The sequence below is a fragment of the Maribellus luteus genome (assembly GCF_003576475.1).
Taxonomy (GTDB): Bacteria; Bacteroidota; Bacteroidia; order Bacteroidales; family Prolixibacteraceae; genus Draconibacterium; species Draconibacterium luteum.
Genome location: NZ_QWGR01000026.1, coordinates 15,982 through 38,169 on the forward strand (window position 1 = coordinate 15,982; position 22,188 = coordinate 38,169).

General features: G+C 44.3%; 16 protein-coding genes. 12 read left to right on the forward strand and 4 right to left on the reverse strand.

Annotated elements, in window-relative coordinates:
* The first annotated feature begins 1 nt into the window (after nt 1).
* From D1614_RS23090 to D1614_RS23130, 9 genes are all read left to right on the forward strand, one after another.
* Nucleotides 2-3,124 (forward strand): DUF5107 domain-containing protein, encoded by a 3,123-nt coding sequence (locus D1614_RS23090; RefSeq protein ID WP_119440367.1) that lies wholly within the window; start codon nt 2-4, stop codon nt 3,122-3,124.
* 12 nt (nt 3,125-3,136) lie between these two features.
* Nucleotides 3,137-3,631: a DoxX family membrane protein gene (locus D1614_RS23095; RefSeq protein WP_119440368.1), complete on the forward strand. Its 495-nt coding sequence runs from the start codon at nt 3,137-3,139 to the stop codon at nt 3,629-3,631.
* Nucleotides 3,632-3,641: 10 nt separating this feature from the next.
* On the forward strand, nt 3,642-5,237 hold the full coding sequence (locus tag D1614_RS23100) for a Gfo/Idh/MocA family protein (RefSeq protein ID WP_119440369.1): 1,596 nt from the start codon (nt 3,642-3,644) through the stop codon (nt 5,235-5,237).
* A 9-nt stretch (nt 5,238-5,246) separates the two neighbouring features.
* Entirely contained in the window at nt 5,247-6,470 is a 1,224-nt protein-coding gene (locus D1614_RS23105; protein ID WP_119440370.1) for an Nramp family divalent metal transporter, read from the forward strand.
* Nucleotides 6,460-7,623, forward strand: coding sequence for a M20 family metallopeptidase (locus D1614_RS23110; RefSeq protein ID WP_119440371.1), 1,164 nt, complete (start codon nt 6,460-6,462; stop codon nt 7,621-7,623). The genes D1614_RS23105 and D1614_RS23110 overlap by 11 nt, the downstream gene beginning before the upstream one ends.
* Before the next feature lie 82 nt (nt 7,624-7,705).
* The gene (locus D1614_RS23115) at nt 7,706-8,743 is read left to right on the forward strand and encodes an NAD-dependent epimerase/dehydratase family protein (protein WP_119440372.1); all 1,038 of its coding nucleotides are present in this window, start codon (nt 7,706-7,708) and stop codon (nt 8,741-8,743) included.
* Nucleotides 8,744-8,754: 11 nt separating this feature from the next.
* On the forward strand, nt 8,755-9,822 hold the full coding sequence (locus D1614_RS23120) for a dihydrodipicolinate synthase family protein (RefSeq protein WP_119440373.1): 1,068 nt from the start codon (nt 8,755-8,757) through the stop codon (nt 9,820-9,822).
* Nucleotides 9,823-9,825: 3 nt separating this feature from the next.
* Nucleotides 9,826-10,977 (forward strand): acyltransferase family protein, encoded by a 1,152-nt coding sequence (locus tag D1614_RS23125; RefSeq protein ID WP_147384357.1) that lies wholly within the window; start codon nt 9,826-9,828, stop codon nt 10,975-10,977.
* A gap of 76 nt (nt 10,978-11,053) precedes the next feature.
* The gene (locus D1614_RS23130) at nt 11,054-12,613 is read left to right on the forward strand and encodes a beta-N-acetylhexosaminidase (RefSeq protein WP_206610130.1); all 1,560 of its coding nucleotides are present in this window, start codon (nt 11,054-11,056) and stop codon (nt 12,611-12,613) included.
* A gap of 142 nt (nt 12,614-12,755) precedes the next feature.
* Here the strand turns inward: D1614_RS23130 and D1614_RS23135 are convergent, their stop codons facing one another.
* From D1614_RS23135 to D1614_RS23150, 4 genes are read right to left on the reverse strand one after another with little or no spacing between them, the layout of a single operon-like run.
* Complete coding sequence (locus D1614_RS23135) at nt 12,756-14,138, reverse strand: efflux transporter outer membrane subunit (protein WP_119440375.1); 1,383 nt, start codon at nt 14,136-14,138, stop codon at nt 12,756-12,758.
* A gap of 25 nt (nt 14,139-14,163) precedes the next feature.
* Nucleotides 14,164-17,313, reverse strand: a complete 3,150-nt coding sequence (locus D1614_RS23140) for an efflux RND transporter permease subunit (RefSeq protein WP_119440376.1) — start codon at nt 17,311-17,313, stop codon at nt 14,164-14,166.
* An 18-nt stretch (nt 17,314-17,331) separates the two neighbouring features.
* Entirely contained in the window at nt 17,332-18,507 is a 1,176-nt protein-coding gene (locus D1614_RS23145; protein WP_119440377.1) for an efflux RND transporter periplasmic adaptor subunit, read from the reverse strand.
* Nucleotides 18,508-18,532: 25 nt separating this feature from the next.
* Nucleotides 18,533-18,940 (reverse strand): MarR family winged helix-turn-helix transcriptional regulator, encoded by a 408-nt coding sequence (locus tag D1614_RS23150; RefSeq protein ID WP_162304615.1) that lies wholly within the window; start codon nt 18,938-18,940, stop codon nt 18,533-18,535.
* A gap of 425 nt (nt 18,941-19,365) precedes the next feature.
* On the opposite strand from D1614_RS23150, the gene modA reads away from it, so the two are divergent.
* From modA to modC, 3 genes are read left to right on the forward strand one after another with little or no spacing between them, the layout of a single operon-like run.
* Entirely contained in the window at nt 19,366-20,130 is a 765-nt protein-coding gene (modA, locus tag D1614_RS23155) for a molybdate ABC transporter substrate-binding protein (RefSeq protein WP_119440379.1), read from the forward strand.
* Between the two features lie 6 nt (nt 20,131-20,136).
* Nucleotides 20,137-20,835: a molybdate ABC transporter permease subunit gene (gene modB / locus D1614_RS23160; RefSeq protein WP_119440380.1), complete on the forward strand. Its 699-nt coding sequence runs from the start codon at nt 20,137-20,139 to the stop codon at nt 20,833-20,835.
* Nucleotides 20,832-21,920, forward strand: coding sequence for a molybdenum ABC transporter ATP-binding protein (gene modC, locus D1614_RS23165; protein ID WP_119440381.1), 1,089 nt, complete (start codon nt 20,832-20,834; stop codon nt 21,918-21,920). Before modB ends, modC begins: the two co-directional genes overlap by 4 nt.
* Nucleotides 21,921-22,188 lie beyond the last annotated feature (268 nt).

Genomic DNA, 22,188 nt, shown 5'->3' on the forward strand with positions numbered 1-22,188 from the left:
TATGAAGCAATTATTATTACTAACTGCACTTGGTCTGTTGTTGATCTCCAGTTGGGGATTTTCACAGCCTAACACACTTGTTCGTGAGTATCAAAAAGTATTTACAAGCTATCCGTTTTCTGATCCTGACCCGATTCCAAACATGGGAAAGTTTTACCCCTATTATCGGTACGATGGTTATACCAATGAACCTCGGCAGATGGAATGGAAAGTTGTTGAGCTCGAAAATGATTTTCTGAAAGTTCAGATTTTACCCGAAATCGGAGGTAAAATATGGACTGCAATTGACAAGACTACAGGAAAATCATTTCTGTATGATAATCAGGTAGTCAAATTTAGAGATGTTGCCATGCGTGGCCCATGGACAAGTGGGGGAATTGAAGCAAACTATGGAATTATGGGACATACTCCCAATTGTGCAACGCCGGTGGATTATCAAATCCTAAAAAAGGATGATGGAAGTGTAAGTTGCATCGTTGGAGTTTTGGATTTGTTGACGCGTACCAGTTGGCGATTGGAAATAAACCTTCCAAATGATAAGGCTTATTTTACCACGCGTTCGTTTTGGTACAACTCTTCGGAACTAGAACAACCTTATTATACCTGGATGAATGCGGCCATCAAAGCAAAAGGCAACCTCCAATTCATTTTCCCAGGAACACATCATCTTGGTCATGATGGTGTTGGCGCAAGCTGGCCGTTGGATCAGGCCACGGGGAAAGATCTTTCATTTTACGAGAACAACAATTTTGGGACTTATAAGTCGTATCACGTTGTCGGAGAACGATCGAATTTTTTTGGCGGCTACTGGCATGACGAAGATTTTGGGTCTGTTCGTTATTCTACCTATGGAGAGAAACCAGGCCGTAAAGTATGGATTTGGGGACTCTCGCAGGAGGGCATGATTTGGGAAGACCTTTTAACAGATAATGATGGTCAGTATGTGGAAATTCAAAGTGGACGGCTATTCAACCAGGCTGACGCAAAAAGTACGCAAACGCCCTTCAAACACCGGAGCTTTTTCCCTCATACCTCTGATACCTGGACTGAGTATTGGTTTCCAACATCAGGAACACAGGGAATTGCAGAGGCCAATCCTTATGGTGTTCTAAATGTAAAGCAGGATGAAAGTTGGTTAAAGCTTTGGTTTTATCCTTTGCAAACATTAGCTGAAGAGCTTAAAGTTACGAACGGAAGTCGAACAGTTTATACGGCTGACTTAACCCTCCAGTCAATGGAGCTCTGGGCTGATTCGATTGCATTCAACGGAAGTATGGATTCTTTAAGGGTCATATTGGGAGAACAAAAGCTGGTATACAATGCAAATCCCAAACACAATCAACTGAATCGACCGATGGAGGCTCCGGCTGATTTTGATTGGGAGTCGACTTATGGGCTTTTTCTTCAAGGGAAAGAGAAAATCAGACAACGGGATTATGTCGCAGGAGAGCCATTCATCGAGAAATGTTTATTGACCAATCCGAACTTCCTGCCGGCTTTGGTTGAGATGGCCTCGTTACAATACCGGAAGATGCTTTATGAGGAGGCTTTGCAAACGGTGATAAAAGCTCTTCGAATAGATACCTATGATCCAGGAGCGAACTATTACTATGGTTTGATCAATCATCGATTAGGAAATATAACCGACGCAAAAGACGGGTTTGACCTGGCTGCTATGGATATGGGTTTCCGCAGTGCTGCCAATATTGCTTTGGCTTCATTGTATCTAAAAGAAGGAGATTTGTCACAAGCAACGGCTCATACTGAGAAGGCGCTTGAGTTCAATGTTAAAGCAGTGGATGCTTATAAGTTGCAAACAATCGCTTACCGGTTACAGGGGGAGAGGCAAAAGGCAAGGCTTGTGCTTGAAAAAATTGATTCTTTGGATCCATTAAATCATTTTGCCCGATTTGAACATTACCTGTGGGACACAACGGAGGAGGCAAAACAAAACTTCACAGCGCTTGTGCGGTCTGAAATGCCAGATCAAACATATCTTGAGTTGGCTTCTTTTTATTGGCGATTGGGCTTGAATAATGATGCCATTCAAGTGCTGCAACTGGCACCGCATTCGGTGGAGCAAGCCTATTGGCTGGCTTATCTAACGAATCAACCGGTGGTATTTGATCAGCTAAACTTGGAACTAAGCTTTCCTTTCCGAGCCGAAACGGCTGAGGTGATAGAGCAACTGCGCAAGAGAGCGGATCATTGGATGTTGAAATATCACTTGGGACTGATTCATTGGAGTAAAAACAATTTGAACTTGGCGAGTTCTCTTTTTGATAATTGTGGAAGCAAGCCCGAATACGCACCGTTTTATGCTGCTCGCTTTAAACTGCAGTCTGAAATTCAAAAAAATAAAAAGGAAGTTGCGCTGGACGATTTGAAATACGCGATGCAACTAGATCGCAATCAATGGCGCTATGGTAAGTGGTTAATTGAAGCATATTTAGAAAGCCATGATTTTGCAGAAGCCTTAACCATTGCTCGCGATTATTTGTCTCGTTTCCCGGAGAATGATCCTTTGGAACTCTTGTATGCCAAATGCTTAATTCGAAATGGCGAGTTTCAAAAGGCTGCCTCTTCTTTGCAGCGCGCACAGATTTTACCCAACGAAGGTGCAACAGAAGGACGGGAGCTTTATCGGGAAGCACAGTTGATGCTAGCTCTCGATCAGCTGAAGAAATATCAATACAAGCAAGCCCTAGAAATAGTTAATAAGGCACTGGAGTGGCCTGAAAATTTAGGAGTGGGGAAACCTTATTCTTCTGAAATTGATGAGCGCTTGGAAAAGTGGATGCTTTACTTGTGTTATGATGGCTTGAAACGGACCACTGAGGCCAGGCAAATCATTAATGATCTTAGGCAAAATCACCTGTTCTTGGAGAAAGATGGAGGGCATAAGCCAGCCGTAAATGATTTGGTTACCGTTTGGGCTTTTCAGGCCCATGGAGATTCTGAAGCTGCAGAGGCTTTATTGAAACAGGGACTAGCCAGATACCCCGAAAGTGAAATAATGACTTGGATCGATCAAATCTACCGGGGAAACAGGTCTTCTGCCTCTTCGCCTAAAAATCAAACAACAGACTATCGCTTACTCATGCAGTTGACTAACTTGAACTAGAAGGGAGACAATATGGAACGATACAAAATATGGACGAAAACGCAATTGTCAGTCTTGGTTAGTCTCCGCTTTTTAATTGGATGGCATTTGCTTTATGAGGGATTATCCAAATTGCTAAGTCCCAACTGGTCCTCTGCCGGATTTTTGAGTGAGTCGAAATGGGTGTTGCAAGGAATGGCTGAATGGATTATTGGAAATAGCCACGTGCTTGCTGTAGCTGACTTGTTGAATACTTGGGGCCTAATCGCCATTGGCATTGGCCTGATTGTAGGCTTATATGCCCGAACAGCCGCTTTTGTTGGAGCAGGCTTATTGCTGGTTTATTATTTGAATAACCCGCCGCTGATTGGCCTGGAATATTCAATTCCGAATGAAGGCAATTACTTGGTCGTGAGTAAGACGCTGATCGAAGCTGTTACCTTATTCTTGCTGGCTGTGTTTCCAACGAGTCAATTTGTTGGTTTAGATGCGTTAAAGATAAATTTCCGAAAGAATTTCAATAATTAAAAGACACAAGATGGCTACTAACAAAAAGCAAGATAACCACAATCATCAAGGAGAGGAAGTCCCAGGGAAAAGCGCAATTCAACGAAGAACATTGTTAAAAGCGTTTGCTGGTATCCCGGTTTTAGGACTGATGGGGCTTGGAGTTCTGCAAAAACGGTCGTTCGACAAACAACAACAGCATGCCATTGCTGACGAATTAGGATTAGGGAAGATTCGTTTGTCTCTGACTTCCAAGCATACCGCAAGAGAAAAGGGAGAATTAATCCGAATCGGAATTGTAGGCTTTGGTAATCGGGCTAATCAATTAGTGAATGCCTTAGGATTTATGCATCCGGAGGATATGGAACTGAAGCAAAAAAACGGTGCATTGGATCGCTGGCTTGGACAGGAGTCTCTAAACATTGCCATTGTCGGTATTTGTGATGTGTTTGACCTTCATGCAGAAAGAGGGTTGGCGGCAGCTGGCAACAGGATAAACTCTTCGGCTGATGATGTGACGCTTCCTATAAAACGCTATCGCTATTATCATGAGATGTTGGCGGCAAAAGAGATTGACGCCGTTATTATCGCTACGCCAGATCATCACCATGCTCTAATGGCGATTGCAGCGGCAAAAGCCGGAAAACATGTTTATTGCGAGAAAAGTCCTGCTCAATCTGAAGATGAAATAAACGAATTATACAACGTCATTAAAGCGAGTAAGGTCACCTATCAGTTGGGGCATCAAATTCCTCAGAATGTTATTTTTCAGCAAGCCAAAGAAATCATTCAAAAGAATATTCTCGGAAAAATTAGCTTGATTGAAACAACATCAAACAGAAACACCGCAAGTGGTGCCTGGATCAGGCACTTGGATGATAAGGGACAAGCCAAACCTGGAGATGAGCAGTCAATCGATTGGGAGCAATGGCTTGGCGGAAAGCCAAAGGTCCCGTTTTCCATTGATCGCTTTTATAACTGGACCAAGTGGTTCGACTATGACATGGGGATGATTGGTCAGCTTTTTACGCATGAGTATGATGCTGTAAATCAATTACTGGGCATAGGTATTCCTAGGTCTGTGAGTACATCAGGCGGGATTTATTATTGGAAAGATAATCGGGAAATTCCGGATTTACTTCATTGCGTTTTCGAATATCCGAACCATGAATTGACTATGTTGTACAGCGCGACACTGGCGAGTAGCCGTAATCGCGGTCGTGTTTTTATGGGAAATGAGGCTTCAATGGAACTGGGAAATGCGATAAACATCACGGTTGATTCCAACTCAACACGTTTTAAAAAGCAGCTGGAAAATGGAACGATTAACCCTTCAGAACCCTTGCTTACTTTAAATCCCAACTCAGGAAATGTCGATGCGGTTACTTCGGCTACTGAAAAGTATTATTCTTCGCGAGGACTTACATATACTTATGTCGATGGGAAACAGGTAGATGTGACTCATTTGCATTTAAAAGAATGGCTGGATTGTATTCGCTCGGGAGAAACGCCCACTGCAAACATTGAAAGGGCTTTTGAAGAGGGAATCACAATTGTAATGGCACATCGGTCATACCTTGAAAAGCGGACGGTTGAATGGGATCCGATTTCCCGAAAAATTATTTAAAGAATTTCTATGCGAGCAAAACTAATTGATCTGCTAAAAGTTATTGGCCCTGGTTTTATAATGGCTTCTGTTGTTTTGGGCCCGGGGAGCATTACCGTTGCCTCACGGATTGGCTCCGAGCATGGTTATTCTTTTTTGTGGGTGATTGTGCTGGCTGCTGTTTTTATGATGGTTTATGCTTCCATGGGAACACGTTTTGGCGTGGTAAGTGAAAAATCAGTTTTGGAGGTTATTTCGCTAAGCTACGGCCGCTGGTTTGCGGTATTGATTGGCCTGTCTACCTTTTTATCCACTTCGAGCTTTCAATTTGGAAATAACCTGGGGATTGGAATTGGAATGCAGGGAATTACAGGCATTGATGAGCGGGTATGGCCATTGATTTTTACCCCATTGGCGCTCTTGTTGCTGTTTTGGGCTAAAAACCTGTATAAAGTTCTGGAGAAACTGATGATGGCAATTGTAATGATCATGATTGTGGCCTTTATGGTGAATCTTGTTTTGACTAAGCCGAACCTTGTTTCGGTTGGCATGGGATTTATTCCACGGGCTTTTTCGATCGGGCAGGTTGAAGTAATCGTGGCTTTAATGGCAACATCATTTGCCTTGTCCGCAGCGATCTACCAAGCCTACCTGGCCCAGGATAAAGGTTGGAAAAAAGAACAGCTGTCCCGTGGATTGAAAGATACTTTCGCCGGAATTGCTTTTCTATCTACCATCTCAGCGATTATCATTATTACATCGGCTACAGCTTTGAAGCCACGAGGCATTGTGGTTAGCTCGGCAGCAGATATGGCACAGCAAATGGATGCCTTATTTGGAGGCGTATCCAAAATCATTTTCAGTTTGGGACTATGTGCTGCGGCCTTTTCCTCACTCATGGTCAATGCTGTAATTGGCGGAGGCTTACTGTCTGATAGCTTGGGACTCGGTCGTTCCATGAATGAAAAAATGCCGAAAATATTTACTGCGATCATTCTTTTACTGGGCATGTTTGTGGCAATTTTCTTTCGCGGAAATGTGATTTATGCTCTGGTGATGGCGCAGGCCTCTTCAATGATGGCTGTACCAGCCATTGCAATTGGCTTACTGTTGGTGGTGAACCAGCGAAAACTCATGGGGGCACATCGGAATACGCTGCTTCAGAATGCAATCGCCATTATCGGTCTGATCTGTATTACGGTGATGATCTATTTTATGTATCAGAAATTAGAACAGTTTTTCAATGTCTTATAATACTCAGAAATCAGAGAGCAGGAAACAGCCTGAAGTGGTTCAATTAACCCAGGAGCTGATTCGTTTTAACACGGTTAATCCTCCCGGTAATGAAGCCGAAGCAGCCCATTACATCGGGAATTTACTTTCCGCCCATGGGTTTCAGGTTGAATACCCTGTATTTTCAGATAACCGGCTGCATGTTGTGGCCGAAAAAGGATTATCTGCAGGTTATGCCCCAATTGTTCTGTCCGGGCATCTGGATGTAGTTCCGCTTGGAGAAGGAGTTTGGAAGTATGATCCGTTTTCTGGAGTGATCGAAGGTGACAAAATTTATGGCCGTGGAGCAAGCGATATGAAAGGAGGTGTTGCTGCTATGATTTGCGCTGCCATCAACTCTTTTAACGAGACTAAACCGATTGGAGGAGTCCGGCTTCTGTTTACCGCTGGAGAAGAACTGGGGTGCCAGGGGGCTGTTCAGTTGGCAAAAACGATAACAAGACCGGGAAAGGCCATCGCTATTATCGTTGGGGAGCCAACAGCGAATTTCCCGGCCATTGGACATAAAGGTGGTTTGTATCTGAATGCATCAGCCCAGGGGAAAACAGCCCATTCGTCCATGCCAGAGCTAGGGGACAATGCGATTTATAAAGTTGCCCGGGCAATTCAAAAGATTGAAGAGATGACATTTGATGTTGAGTCGGATCCTTTGCTTGGCCTGCCAACTGTCAATGTTGGTCGAATGAGCGGGGGAATGAATATCAATTCGGTGCCAGACTATGCTGAATTTTCTATCGACATCCGCTCAACAGGTAACATTAGACATGATGAAATTCTAGATCAATTAAGGCGAGAACTTGGATCAGCTATCAAATTGGATATCCTGGTTGATCTCCCGGCAGTCCGTACAAATGAGCAAGATCCTTTTGTGGAACTGGTAAATGCGGTCTGTCGTTCAAAAGTCAAGGGAATCAGTGGTGCAAAGGCATTGCCCTATTTAACGGATGGCTCGGTTCTTCAGCAACTTTACGGAGGAGCTCCAACCATTATTTTGGGCCCCGGAGAACCCAAACAGGCCCATCAAACCAATGAGTATTGTTCCATCGACAAGTTAATACAGGCAGTAGACATTTACGAGGAAATTATAATCAGAAATGGAGAATTAAATCAATGAAACGGCATGGTTGCAGAAGGACAAAAAGAGTCTGATTAGATCGCCCATGCAAGTTCCATAAAATGATATTCAATTTAAACGTATGAAAAAGTACCCGGATTATTATGAAAATGAAGAAGAGTTGGAGACGGCTCTTTCCAGGCCATCCAGGGGAGTCGTGGAAATGATCAAAAAGCTGGATGGCGATTTGATCTTTCTGGGAGTGGCTGGAAAAATGGGAGTTTCCATGGCTCGGATGGCCAGAGAGGCCTGTTTGCAGGCAGGAATTGAGAAACGAATTATCGGAGTTTCCCGCTTCAGTGAGGAGTTGCAACGGCAGTTGTTGGAGGAGAGTGGCATTGAAACCTTGAAAGGCGATTTATTGGATCTGGATTTTGTCAGGAGCCTTCCGGATGTGAAAAATGTTTACTACCTGGCCGGGACAAAATTTGGCACAACCGGGAACGAATCGGCAACCTGGGCCATGAACGCTTTCCTCCCGGGTTTGGTGGCCGATAAGTATAAAAACTCAAGAATCGTAGCTTTCTCCACAGGCTGTGTCTATCCGCACGTCCATTACCAAAGTGGGGGATCGAAAGAAACGGATTTGCCACAACCTATTGGAGAATATGCGCAGTCGTGCTTAGGACGCGAGCGGCTTTTTGAATTCGGGAGTCTGAAGAACCATACTCCTGTTTTGCTGATCCGGCTGTTTTATGCAGTTGAAATGCGCTATGGCGTTTTGGTTGATATCGCCACCAAAGTATTGGAAGAAAAACCGATTGATGTTACCATGGGCTATGTGAATGTGATCTGGCAGGGAGACGCCAATGCTATGATTTTAAGGACTATTGAGCATTGCGAGAGTCCTGCAAGAACCTTGAATATAACAGGCCCTGAATTGCTCTCGGTGCGCGAAACAGCCTTAAAATTTGGTGAGTTAATGAACAAGAAAGTAACATTGACAGGAGTTGAAGCAGAGACCGCTTTGTTGGGCAATGCAGAAGAATCCTTCAAACGATTTGGCAAACCGGAAGTAGGTATTGACAAGCTGATTTTCTGGACAGCCCAGTGGGTTGCAGGAAAGCATAAACTTTTGGGGAAACCAACCCATTTTGAAAACAGAGATGGCAATTACTAAACAACTATACGATGAATTATAGCGAAATACCTAAAGATGTCCTAAACCGCTTTCGGCAGGGAGTGGTTATACCGGCACTCCCTTTGGCTTTGAATCAATCGCGGAAACTGGATGAACGACGTCAACGTGCTCTGATGAGGTATTACCTGGATGCGGGTGCAGGAGGAGTGGCCGTAGCAGTTCACACAACCCAGTTTGAAATACGGCTACCGAAAATTGGCCTTTTTGAGCCAGTTCTGGAGATAGCTCGGGAGGAATTTGATCGTTTTCAGCACCGAACGCAAAAGCCGGTTATCCGAATTGCCGGGGTTATTGGACGAACAGAACAGGCGGTAGCCGAAGCCCGCTTGGCGCTTAAAAACGGTTTTCATGCTGTTCTGCTAAGTGTGGCTGCTTTTGCTGAAGACTCTAACTTTGCTATTCTTGAGCATTGCCGGGCTGTAGCTGAAGTTATCCCCGTAATTGGTTTCTACCTGCAACCGGCAGTTGGCGGGAGGAAACTGGATGTTGAATTTTGGCGTGAATTTGCGCGCATTGAGAACGTGATCGCAATTAAAATGGCTCCGTTCAATCGTTATCATACCCTGGATGTGGTTCGTGGTGTAGTTGAATCCGGTCGTGCTGATCAGCTTGCTCTTTATACCGGGAATGACGATAATATTGTGGTGGATTTACTGTCGGAGTATCAAATTCCGGTGAACTCAATAATACATTCCAAGCGTGTTGAGGGAGGACTATTGGGACATTGGGCGGTGTGGACTCATGCTGCTGTAAACTTACTGGAACGCGTTCAGTCCGGGAAACTGGATCGTCACGTCAAAGAAGCTTTGGTGCTGGCCCATCAGGTAACCGATACAAATGCCGCGTTTTTTGATGTTGCTCATGATTTTGCAGGATGTATCGTAGGCCTTCACGAGGTTTTACGTCGTCAGGGACTACTGGAAGGCATCTGGACGCTGGATGAACGGGAAGTTCTTTCTCCGTCGCAGAAAGCCGAAATTGACCGGATTTATGCAGCTTATCCACATCTGAATGATGATGAGTTTGTTGCTCAAAACAGAGACAAGTGGTTGAGCTAGAAATTGAATAAATCACTCTTACTAACTAGACAAGAATATATGAAAAAAAGCGAAAGAGTAATTGCTCTCGATGTGTTTCGAGGTATAACGATTGCCGCTATGATCATGGTGAACCAGCCGGGAAGCTGGGACTTCAGGTATGGACAAATGAGTCATTCTGCTTGGCATGGTTGTACTTTAACTGACCTAATTTTCCCATTCTTCCTTTTTATTGTTGGGGTAGCCATGTGGTTTGCATTCCAAAAACAGGGACAAAAACTTACACCGCCTTTAGTGAAAAAAATTGTTCGGCGTACCATCTTAATATTTCTTACCGGTATTTTCATCAATTTGTCGAAACAACTGATGAGTACCGGAGAAATTAATCTCGCGATGTTACGAATTACCGGTGTTTTGCAACGAATTGCGATCTGCTACGGCATTGGCGCTTTTATGTGTCTTTTGCTCAGCCCGAAGCAACTACTCCTGGTCTCGGGAGGTATTCTTATAGGGTATTGGTGGGTACTTTGGCACTTTGGAGGAACTGATCCGTATTCTGCGGAGCATACGATTGTCAGTCAAATTGACGCTGCATTGCTGGGGCAGAATCACCTCCGAAGCGGACACCTGGTTGATGCTTCCGGATTGTTTGGCTCTATACCTGCCATAGTGCATGTTATTTGGGGCTATTTGCTAGGCCGGATTGTGAGTTTAAATGCCGACCGAAAAGAGTTGGTTTTAAAGATGTTTATTTGGGGAGTTCCTGCCGTTTTATTAGCAAAAATTTGGGATTATGTATTTCCGATCAATAAAATTCTTTGGACAAGTTCTTATGTCCTTTTCTCGACCGGAGCTGCTTTAATTGCTTTGGCGTTTCTTGTTTGGATTATTGACGTGAATAACAAGCGAGGTTGGATTAGTCCAGTGATGGCTTTTGGTGTAAATCCTTTGTTTGCGTACGTTTTTGCTGAGCTTTGGGGAAGTGCCATGACTTACTTGATAAAAGTCCCTTTAGACGGAAATCTTGTTTCATTGAAGTACTACATTTTTAGCCAGCTTTTTGCTCCATTGGCTGGCAACTTAAACGGTTCTTTACTCTACTCAGCTCTAATCATGCTGTTCTATTGGTCCATTCTTTGGGTCCTTTATCAACGAAAAATTTATATAAAGCTTTAAAAATGAAGATGTCATTGGCATAGTGAAGTATTGGGTGCCATTAGGAAGCTTCATTTATGTTTTAAACTTATTACTGATGAAAAAAATAAAGTCGTTGTTCATTGTAAGTATTGTCTTGGTGTTGACAATGGGTAGCTTGAGAATATTTGCAGAGAATAAAGAAATGTCTGATTTTAAAATCAAAGGATTTCATTTAGATCTGCGTATCCAGGTAATGAAGCCTGAGGCATTGAAGGCTTTTGCCAATGAACTGGCTGCCTTTGGTATAAATACATTAATTATGGAGTGGGAGGGGACTTTCCCATTTGAGTCACACCCCTTGATTCCCAACAGATATGCTTATACGAAAGATGAAATACGGGATTTTGTAGCTTACTGTAAGGATTTGAATATTGATGTGGTTCCAATGCAGCAGAGTCTGGGACACCTTGAATATATTCTGCGGCATAACCGCTATGCCGGGCAGCGGGAAGATTCGAAGGATGTATCTCAGATTTGTCCGATGAAGACCGAGTCGAATCGGGTTTTATTCACTGAGTTGTTTACTGAAATGGCAAGCTTACATCCTTCAAAATACTTTCATATTGGAGGAGATGAGGCTTATCTTTTCGGACATTGCGACTTATGCAGTCAGCGTATAGAAGAGAAGGGAAAAGCAAAACTGCTATCGGATCATTTAAAGATGCTATGCGAGATTATTGTTTCATTGGGAAAGACACCGGTTTTGTGGGCTGATGTTGCGAATGAATATCCTGAAGAATTAGCCCAGTTGCCCAAAGAAACAGTCTTTTTAGTCTGGAATTATGGATGGGCTTATGATCGCTTTGGCGATCCAAATAAAATTATAGAGAAAGGCTTTGAAGTATGGGGTGCACCTGCCTTAAGAAGTCATCCCGACAATTTTTATCTAACCCGCTGGGAATACCACTTTCAAAATATACGTGATTTCATTCCTTTGTGTAGAAAGAATGGCTACAAGGGCATTGTAATGACTTCCTGGTCGACTTCCGGAATTTACTCGACGGTTTTTGAAGACGAGAAAACAATTGCTGATTTGATTGCCGTTCGTAATGTTTATCCAATTTCCGGCTTTCGGGTTTTAATGGCTGCCTATGCGCAGGCTTTAAACCAAGACGAGAGCCTGGATATAGATCAATTCATGATAGCCTACAGTAACGATCGATTTGGTTTTACAAAAGAGCAAGCACACCGGTTTTGGAAAGCCATAAAAGGAAAGCCTTACATGATTATTGATGGAAAAATCGAAGGGGCAGAAGATGTTTCAGTAGAAGCTTTGTGGAATTCTTCAAAAGATGATCAAAAAGTACTGGCAGAATTGATGCCAACCAAAAATAACGAAGAGTTTGAACACTTCAGGCTAATGAAGGCTATTCGTGAAAATTACCTGGCTTTTAGGGTTGTGGAGGAGAAGGTTAACGAAGTTGCTTTCACGGTAGAAATGGTTCCCGGTATCTTAACTCAGTTGGATGGAATCATTGCGAAAGACGCGGTAATAAGCAGACGTTTTCGCGAGTTGAATGAAGATTTGTTATACCCTTCTGAAATTGAGCAGGAAAATCAGGTGAGAATAAAACGGGTACGCCTGCTTTACGAAAGATTATCAAAAAGAAGATAAATGCTTACAGTAATCAGTGGAGTAAAAAATATCGAAGCGAATGGATAAAATAATAGGATATCTGTAACCCACGGATGAGTTTAAAATAAAAAATGGAGCCACTAAATGTAATGGCTCCATTTTTTATTCCGGAAAGCAGAAATTACTTCCACCCGCCGCCCAAAGCATGATACAGGTTTACCACAGCAGTTAGCTGTTGTATGTGGTCGTTTACATTGCTTAACCGGGCATTTAGCAAACTTTGCTGGGCATTTAAAACTTCGGTGTAAGTTGCCGAACCGTAGTTGAGCAGCTCTTTTGTATAATCAACCGATTTTTCAAGTGCTTCCAGTTGTTTTTGGCGAAGCTCCCTTTTTTGTACCGAAGCATCGTAAAGAGAAAGCGCATTGTTCACTTCTTTTCCGGCATTCAGCAAAGTACTGCTAAAATTAGCCAGTGCAGCTGCTTGTTGGGCTTTCGCCACTTCGAGGCGTGTTTTGTTTTGCCGTTTGTTAAAGATCGGTTGCGTAAGTCCTCCAACAATATTGGCGGCAAACGAGGCCGGGTCAAACAAATCTTTAAATTCCAAGGCCTCGAAACCTGCGTTTGCTGTTAAGGTAACCGAGGGATAGAAATAAGCCCTTGCGTTGTTGGTCATTTCATAGGCACTGATTACGCCAAACTCAGCCTGCATAACATCGGGGCGGTTGTCGAGCAACTCAGCCGGAACACCCGTACTCAGCAGCTCGTTGGCTTTTTGGTCTTCCAGTTTGCCCCGTGCGATCGGCCCCGGAGTTCTTCCCAGTAAAAGACAAAGCGTATTTTCTGTTTCCCTGATCTGTTGTTCAATATCCGGAATGGTAACTTCGGCCGCATAGCGGACTGCTTCGCTTTGCACAACGGCAGCTCCTGTCACCCGTCCGGTTTCTTTCAGGCTTTTCATGGTCTCAACCAGATCAGCACTGTTTTTTACTGTTTCGTGTGTAATCGCCAGTTTGCTGTCGAGTGCCAGCAGGTTGTAATAGGCCGAAGCAATGTTTGAGATCAGCCGGGTTTTTACCGCATTTTTGGCGGCATCGGTTGCCAGGTAGTCGAAAAAAGCTGCCTTTTTTGCACTGTTCAACTTTCCCCAGATATCCACTTCCCAGCTACTTTGTACAATCACCTGCGAAGCATTGTAACTGGGCGGTCCGTTGGGAGAGGTCGACTCGGAAGTATTGACATAGGTATGTCCAGCCTGGGCCGACAGAGACGGTAGCAGTGCTGCGCGGCTCTGGTTAAAATAGGCTTCCGAAGCATTCACCCGCTGAATGGCAGCTTGTAAATCGAAGTTGTTTCTTAGCCCTTCAGCAATAAGGCTGTCGAGCATGGGATCGTTAAACAGGTCCTGCCAGTTTTCGTTGGCAAGGTTCAGGCTGTCGGGGGCTACTTCGCCCAAAAGCCCGTCGGTATTTGTCTGACTGCGTTGATAGTGGTTGCTGGTACTGCACGAGAATAGTACAAGCGTTGCCGCAATCGTAAGAATTATATTTTTATATGAATTCATATTCGTTTCATTCTTTACCCCGGAATTAAGCCAGGCTGTTCATTTCTGAGATTTCTGTATTTTTCGGTTTTACCACTTTTTCCTGAAGAATCTGGAAAACCACAAACATGGCTGGAATAACCAGGATCCCGATCATTGTACCGATAAGCATACCTCCGATTGCCCCGGCACCGATAGAGCGGTTTCCGTTGGCACCAACTCCACTTCCAACGATCAATGGCAGCAAGCCAACAATAAATGCAAACGATGTCATCAGGATGGGGCGAAGTCGGGCAGTAGCTCCTTCAATGGCTGCCTGCACAATGGACATTCCTGACTCCCGCCTTTGCCGGGCAAATTCCACAATCAGGATCGCGTTCTTGGCCAGCAGCCCGATAAGCATGATCAAAGAAATTTGCAGGTAGATGTTGTTCTCCACTCCCATTAAACGGGCAAAAATAAATGCTCCCGAAATACCGATGGGCAACGATGTCAGGATGGATAGAGGGATAATGTAACTTTCGTACTGAGCTGCCAGGAAGAAGTACACGAAAATCAAGCTAAGCATAAAAATAAGGATGGTTTGGCTGCCTGCGCTAATTTCTTCACGTGTGATTCCCGAGAATTCATAGTCGTATCCGGCAGGCAAGTGTTCGGCTGCCACTTCTCTGATGGCATCGATTGCTGCTCCCGAACTAAATCCCGGATTTGGCGCACCGTTCACCGAAATAGCTGTGTACATGTTAAAACGGTTGATGCTTTCAGGACCATAAACCCGTGTTAATGTGATAAATTCCGAGATCGGTGCCATCTCGCCGCCGGCAGTTCTTATTTTTATGTTGTTCAAATCATCAGGGTTTCCGCGGAATTCAGCTTCCGACTGAACCATTACACGGTATTGTTTTCCGAAGCGGTTAAAATCAGACGCGTAGTAACCTCCGATGTAGCCTTGCATGGCCGAAAGTACCGAACTTACCTGGATTCCCGACCGCATACAGCGCGCCGCATCCACATCGATCCGGTACTGTGGGAACCCGGTGTTAAAAGTAGTACGGGCATATTGAATCTCCGGACGCTGGTTCAGCGCTCCCAGGAATTCATTGGATATTTTCTCAAACTGATGAATGTCTCCACCGGTTTTGTCTTCCAGTTTCAATTCAAAACCGCCCGTAACACTAAATCCGGGAACCATTGGTGGCGAGAATATAATAATTCGGGCATCCTTGATTTGGGAAGTGAGCATGTACATTTTTTGAATTACACTGTTCAAATCTTGCCCTTTTTCTTTTCGTTCATCAAATGATTTCAGGTTGGCAATCACCATTCCGTACGGACTGCCTGAACCTCCCATAAAAGAGAAGCCGGTTACCACGGTCCGCGATGTTATTTCGGGCACAGTTTCAATAATTCTGTCAATCTCTTTGGCCACTTCAAGTGTTCGTTCGGCAGAAGTGGCAGGAGGCATGGCAATGTCCACAAACATACGTCCGGTGTCTTCGCTTGGTACAAAACCGGTTGGTGTGGTTTTCATTAAAAATACCAGCACTCCCACAAAAACGACGATCATTCCTGAAGCCAGCCATTTATGATGAATAAAGAACCCAGTCACTTTTTTGTATTTCAGGGTCATGGTATCAAAGGCCGTATTAAAGGAAGTGGCAAAGCGTTTTGTCAGTCCTTTCTTTCCTTTCATTTCTTCTTCGTGCGGTTTCAGGAAAAGAGCACAAAGGGCAGGACTAAGCGTTAGCGCATTAACTGCCGATAAAATGATCGCCACTGTTAAGGTGATCCCGAACTGACGGAAGAAAACGCCCGTTGTACCGGTGATAAAGGTTACCGGCACAAACACCGCTCCCATAACCAGGGTGATCGAAATAATCGCGGTTGAAATTTCGCTCATGGCAGAAATGGCTGCCGCTTTGGGCGTCATTTTTCCCTTGTCGAGTTTGGCGTGAACAGCTTCCACCACCACAATGGCATCGTCAACTACAATCCCGATGGCAAGTACCAGCGCGAAAAGAGTGAGCAGGTTAATACTGAATCCGAAAAGGTTCAGGAAAAAGAAAGTACCAATAATCGATACCGGAACTGCAATCGCCGGAATAAGCGTAGCCCGGAAGTTTTGCAGGAACACAAATACCACAATAAATACCAGGATAAATGCTTCGAGTAAGGTGTGAAGCACTTTTGAAATAGAGGCATCCAGGAAGTCGTTGGTGTTCATCAGTACCACATATTCAATTCCGGGAGGGAAAGTTTCGGAGGCATCTTCCAGCACCTTTTCAACTTCCAAAATTACTTCGCGTGCATTGGAGCCGGCCGATTGAAAAATAGCCATACCAATACCCGGTTTTCCCTGGGTGTGAGTATCAACATTGTAACTCAGCGAACCCATTTCCACACGGGCTACATCGCGCAGGCGAAGTACATTGCCATCGTCGTCGGCTTTGATAACGATGTTTTCAAATTCCTCGGGTTGCGTTAGTTTTCCTTTGTAGCGTATTACGTATTCGTAACTCTGGTCGTTTTGCTGTCCAAAACGTCCGGGAGCTGCTTCCAGGTTTTGTGCATTCAATGCAGCGGTAATATCCGATGGAATTAAATTATAACTCGCCATTACATCGGGTTTGAGCCAGACTCTCATCGAGTAATCTTTTGCGCCAAACACCATGGCTTCACCCACTCCGTTTACACGCTGTACCTGTGGCAGCAGGTTAATCTTCGAATAATTCTGAAGAAAGGTTTCATCGTATTCGCCATTTGGGCTATACAACGAGAACACCATTAACATGTTGTTTTGCCGTTTGGCGGTGATGACCCCTGCTCTTGTAACTTCGGCAGGCAACAGGGCATTGGCCCTGGCCACCCGGTTTTGAACGTTTACCGCCGCCATGTCAGGATCGGTACCCTGCTTGAAATAAACTTCGATGGCAGCCATCCCCGAGTTGCTGGCTGTAGAGTTCATGTAAATCATGTCTTCCACCCCGTTAATCTGTTCTTCCAGCGGAATAACCACGCTGTTCAGTACGGTTTGCGCATCGGCACCGGTGTAGTTGGCCGACACACGGATGGTTGGCGGAGCAATGTCGGGGTATTGCTCAATCGGAAGGGTGACAATTCCCAGTACTCCGAGAATTACCAATATTATTGAAATGACCGTTGATAGTACCGGTCGTTCTATAAATGTTCTAAACATAGTAATCGAGTATTAAGATTAGTTACCTGAAACTTGATTGTTTGAAGCTGTTGCCTGCTGTTTGTCCAATTTGGGTTTGATTTCCATCCCGTCGCGAAGCGTGGCAACTCCTTCGGTAACAATTTTATCGCCGGGTTTCAGACCCGCGGTAACAACGTATTCTTCTTTCAGGTTACCTGTAATGGTTTGAATGGCGGTGTTTACTACTTTATTCTCATTGTTCACCACGTAAACAAAATGGGTTCCCTGAATTTCGAAAGTGGCCTTTTGAGGAACAGTGATAACCGAACTGTGAATTTCGGGTAAACGCACCCGGCCACTGCCGCCTGAGCGAAGGTCTCCTTCCGGATTTGGAAACGAAGCACGGATATTTATGGCTCCCGTTTGCTGGTCAACAATACCACTGGCTGTTTCAATCTTACCTTTAATATTGTATACCGAATTATCGGGTAATACCAGTTCCACCTCAGGCAGTTTTGCCAGTTTTTCGCGGATGTTGCTTCCTTCCAGGAATTTTGTCATTTGCAGAAAGTTCTTTTCATTCATCGAAAAGTACGCCTGCATGGATGTGGTATTTGAAACCGTTGTTAAAGGCTGTGAAATACTGCTGCTCACCAGACTGCCAACACGGTAAGGGAAATTTCCGATAATGCCGTTGGTTGGGCTGGTGATAACTGTGTACTGTAAATTGGCTTTCGAATTGGCCAGGTTGGCTTTGGCCTGTGCCAGTTGTGCTTCGGCTGATTTAAGACTGGTTTCAACCGTCTCCAGTTCAAAGCTGCTGATAATGTTCTTTTCTACCAGTGGTTTTGTTTTTTCAACGTTGATCTTGGCAGTAGCCACCAGCGATTCGGCCACTTTTACCTGGGCCTCTGCCGAGCGAACCTGCGCTTGAATGTCGTTGGCGTTTAGTTTGAAAAGAATCTGCCCTTTTTGTACATGGTCTCCTTCATCCACCAGGATGCTTTCAATGTATCCGGCTACACGCGGACGAATCTCTACGGTTTGTTGCCCTTGTAGTGTAGTGGGGAAATCCTGAAAGAGCGTGATGTCGCGGGGCGAAAGCTCCAGTACCTTTAATTCTCTTACCTGGCCGGCCATCCCGGCTGGCCCTTGCGGGGCGTTCGAGCACGAATATGCTGCGATTAATATTGCCAGGATACTCAAATTTCTAAATTGCTTAATTGTTTTCATGCTTTTGTTGTATAATTTTTCTGAGTTACTTTTTACAAACTTCGATATTCGAAAACAGGTCGACCTGTCCGGTGTTGTTTTGAATTTTCTGAATGACCGTGTGGAAAACCTCTTTTTCTTTTTCGGTTATTCCGGCCATCAGGTCATCCGACACTTTACGTGCTACTCCTTTTAACTGTTCCAATACTTCCTTGCCTTTCTCGGTCATGATCAGAATTTTCTTTCGTTTATCTGCATCGTCTGTTTTGCGGTCAACATACGAATCCTCAATCAAGGTATTCACATGGCGCAAAATCAACGATTTGTCTTTCTGAAAGTGATTGGCCAAATCTTGCTGTGTCAAATCATCTTTGTGATCGATCAGGTTAAGCACGAAAAATTGTTCCATGCTAACATCTATATTGTTTTCTCTGAAGCTTTCCTTTAGCTTCATTCGCATTAAATTAAATGTTCTACCTAATAAATAGGTAAGTGGCTTTTCTGTTTTCATTTCCATTGCTAAATCAGGTCGCAAAATAAGATAGATGGTTGCAAAAGTCAACTAGTTTTGTGTTTTGTTTTGTTAAAAAGTAACTTTTTTTTAATAAGAGTTTGGGCATCAGCTATTTGGAATGTTTCTTAAATGTTAAGCAATTCAGACAAGAAGGTGTCTTATTCGTGCCCTATTTCTATTTACACACAAAAACTTGCAGCAAAGTTTTGGGACAAAAACCGGTTTTTAATGGAAGCCTGCACATGGTCGTATATTTTTCGATATTGAATAACAGGAAAAAACAAGGAGCCAATCCGTACGGACAATTGTTTGATTGCTTAGTTTTACCAGGCAAAAGTTGGTGCAATGTAAATTAATAGCTTGTGATGAGGTATTTAACCTGGATGTTCATATCCGTTGTACTGTTGGCTTCCTGCGGGCAAGGCAAAACAGAAAAGAAGAGAGAACTGGTGGTATTTTGTGCCTCCAGTTTAACGGATGTGGTTTCTGATATCTGTGCCGGGTTTGAGAAGGAAACTGGCCGGGAGGTGAAACTAAACCTGGCATCGTCGGGTACTTTGGCCCGGCAGATCGAACACGGAGCTGGACCCTCTCTTTTTATATCGGCCAATAAAAAATGGCTCGATTACCTGGACGATCTGGGTAAAACTATTCCGGGGACCAGTAAAAAAGTAGCCGCTAATAAGATGGTATTGGTGGCACCTGTCAATAGTGAAATTGAGCCGTTTGTTTTTACTCCGAATGTGAAACTTCCCGAGGTATTTAAAGGTCGTATTTCCATTGGCGATCCGCAACACGTTCCGGCGGGAGCATACGCGGTTCAGATATTTGAGAATCTGAATTGTGAAAAGGAACTGGAATCCCGCTTTCTTCCTGCCAAAGATGTCCGTTCTGCATTAATGGTCGTAGAGTTGGGGGAAGTGGAAGCCGGGGTAGTATATAAAACGGATGCGCTGAAATCAGCCAAAGTAAAAATCCTGACCGAGTTTCCTGATTCGCTGCACAAGCCGGTGGATTACTACATGGCTGTTGTAAAAGGCCGCGAAAATGAAAATTCTCTCCAACTATATAATTATATTGTGTCCGAAAAAGCACTCCCGGTTTGGGAGAAATACGGATTTATTCAATAAACAGGATTGAACAACCTTTTTTCATATTCATCATCTGAAATAACAGCCATTGAGCTTTCGCTGAAGGTAGCCGTGCTTTGTACTGTTGCAGTGTTGCCGGTAGCTGTTTTTATTGGTTGGCTTCTGGCACGCAAAAATTTTGTGGGGAAAGCGGTGGTGGAAGGCTTTCTGCACCTGCCGCTTGTATTACCTCCGGTAACCACCGGTTATTTGTTGTTAGTGCTTTTGGGCAGAAACGGCTGGATCGGATCTTTCTTTTACGAACACTGGGGCATTCAAATTGCTTTTTCTTTCCCCGCGGCAGTAATTGCGGCCATGGTGGTTTCCTTTCCTTTGGTAACACGTTCAATCCGGCTCTCCATCGAGCTGGTAGATCGAAATTACGAAGAAGCCGCCCGAACGCTGGGAGCTTCCGGCCTTAGGGTCTTTTTCAGTATTACCCTGCCGCTGGCGCTTCCGGGTGTGATCAGTGGAGCTATTCTTGCTTTTGCCCGTAGTTTGGGTGAATTTGGCGCAACCATCTCTTTTGCCGGGAATATATCCGGCGAGACACAAACCTTGCCGCTGGCCATTTTCTCGGCCATGCAGGTCCCCGGGCAGGAATCGTCGACACTAAGGTTGGTTGTTGTTTCCGTTCTGTTGTCGCTGGCGGCCATGATTGGCGCAGAGTATTTAAACCGTCGGATTTTAAAACGAAGGGTATGAGTAAAACGCTGAAATTCGACATAAAGCTGCAGCGAAAAGATTTTCTGCTCGATGTGCAGGCGACGGTGAGCAGCGGAATTACCGGTGTTTACGGACCTTCGGGGCATGGCAAATCGAGTTTGCTGAATTCAATAGCCGGCCTGGTAAAACCGGATGCCGGTTGCATAACCATTCGGGATGAAAAGGTTTTTGATTCGGAACAGAAGATCAATCTCCCGGTACAAAAGCGAAACGTTGGCTATGTTTTTCAGGATATAAGATTGTTTCCGCATCTCTCTATCGAGAAAAATCTAAAATACGGTACTAGAAAGGATATTGGTTCTGAAATCGATTTTGATGAGGTTATTGATATTCTTAATATAAGAGATTTGCTGACGAAGAAACCTTCGGAGTGTTCAGGAGGGGAGAAACAGCGGATTGCTATCGGACGCGCTTTGTTGAGTGGCGCACGGATCCTTTTAATGGATGAACCATTTTCGGCGGTGGATGTAAACCTGCGCAACAATATTATTCCCTTTTTAAAAGCCATCAATCTGCGTTTTCAGATACCCATGTTGGTGGTTAGTCACGATTTGCCCGATCTGCTAAGTCTTACCAGCGATCTTTTACTATTAAAAGAGGGCAAGGTAAAAGCACTGGGGCGTTTCCAGGATCTGATTCTCGATGAATCAAATCTCGACATGGTGAAAGGTGCAGGCTTATACAATGTATTTGATTTGTGTGTTGTTGAGACTTTGCCTTCGCGGAGCATGGTCTTGTTACGAAGCCGTACCAGCGACTTTCAAGTGCAGGTATTACTGCAAATGCTGAAGGGAGAAGTGAAGGAAGGTGTGCCGGTAAAAGTCCTGATAAGACCTGAAGATATCTCCATTTCCCTTTATCCTATATCTCACATTTCCTTACGTAACCAGCTTCGGGGCGTGATTGTGAAGATCTTTTCGCGTAACGGGCTTTCTTTTTGTATGGTAGATGCAGGAGAGAAGGTATTGGTTGAAATCACGGAAGCCTCGCGTGAAAACATGCAGTTGGAAGTAGGAGTGGCGGTTTACTGTCTGTTTAAATCGGCCGCTTTGAAAATCTTCTGAAAAAAGTTGGTGGTTTACCTCTCTGAGGTTCAAAAGATTGGTTGCCGGGGGTAGTAAAATCTTTGATTTTTGTGCTAAGAAAGTTTGGAAAGCCGGAAACCTTGTTTACTTTTGCAGCCGCTTTACGAGCGAGGCGTTCACTGAGGGAATGAAAAGATTAAGGACAGGTGATGGGAGCACAGGTAAGTTTTGGATAGAATGGGAATACCGGTAGGTTGCCCCGGGGAATAAAAAACTTTGAAAAAAAAGCTTCAAAAATTTGGAGTAA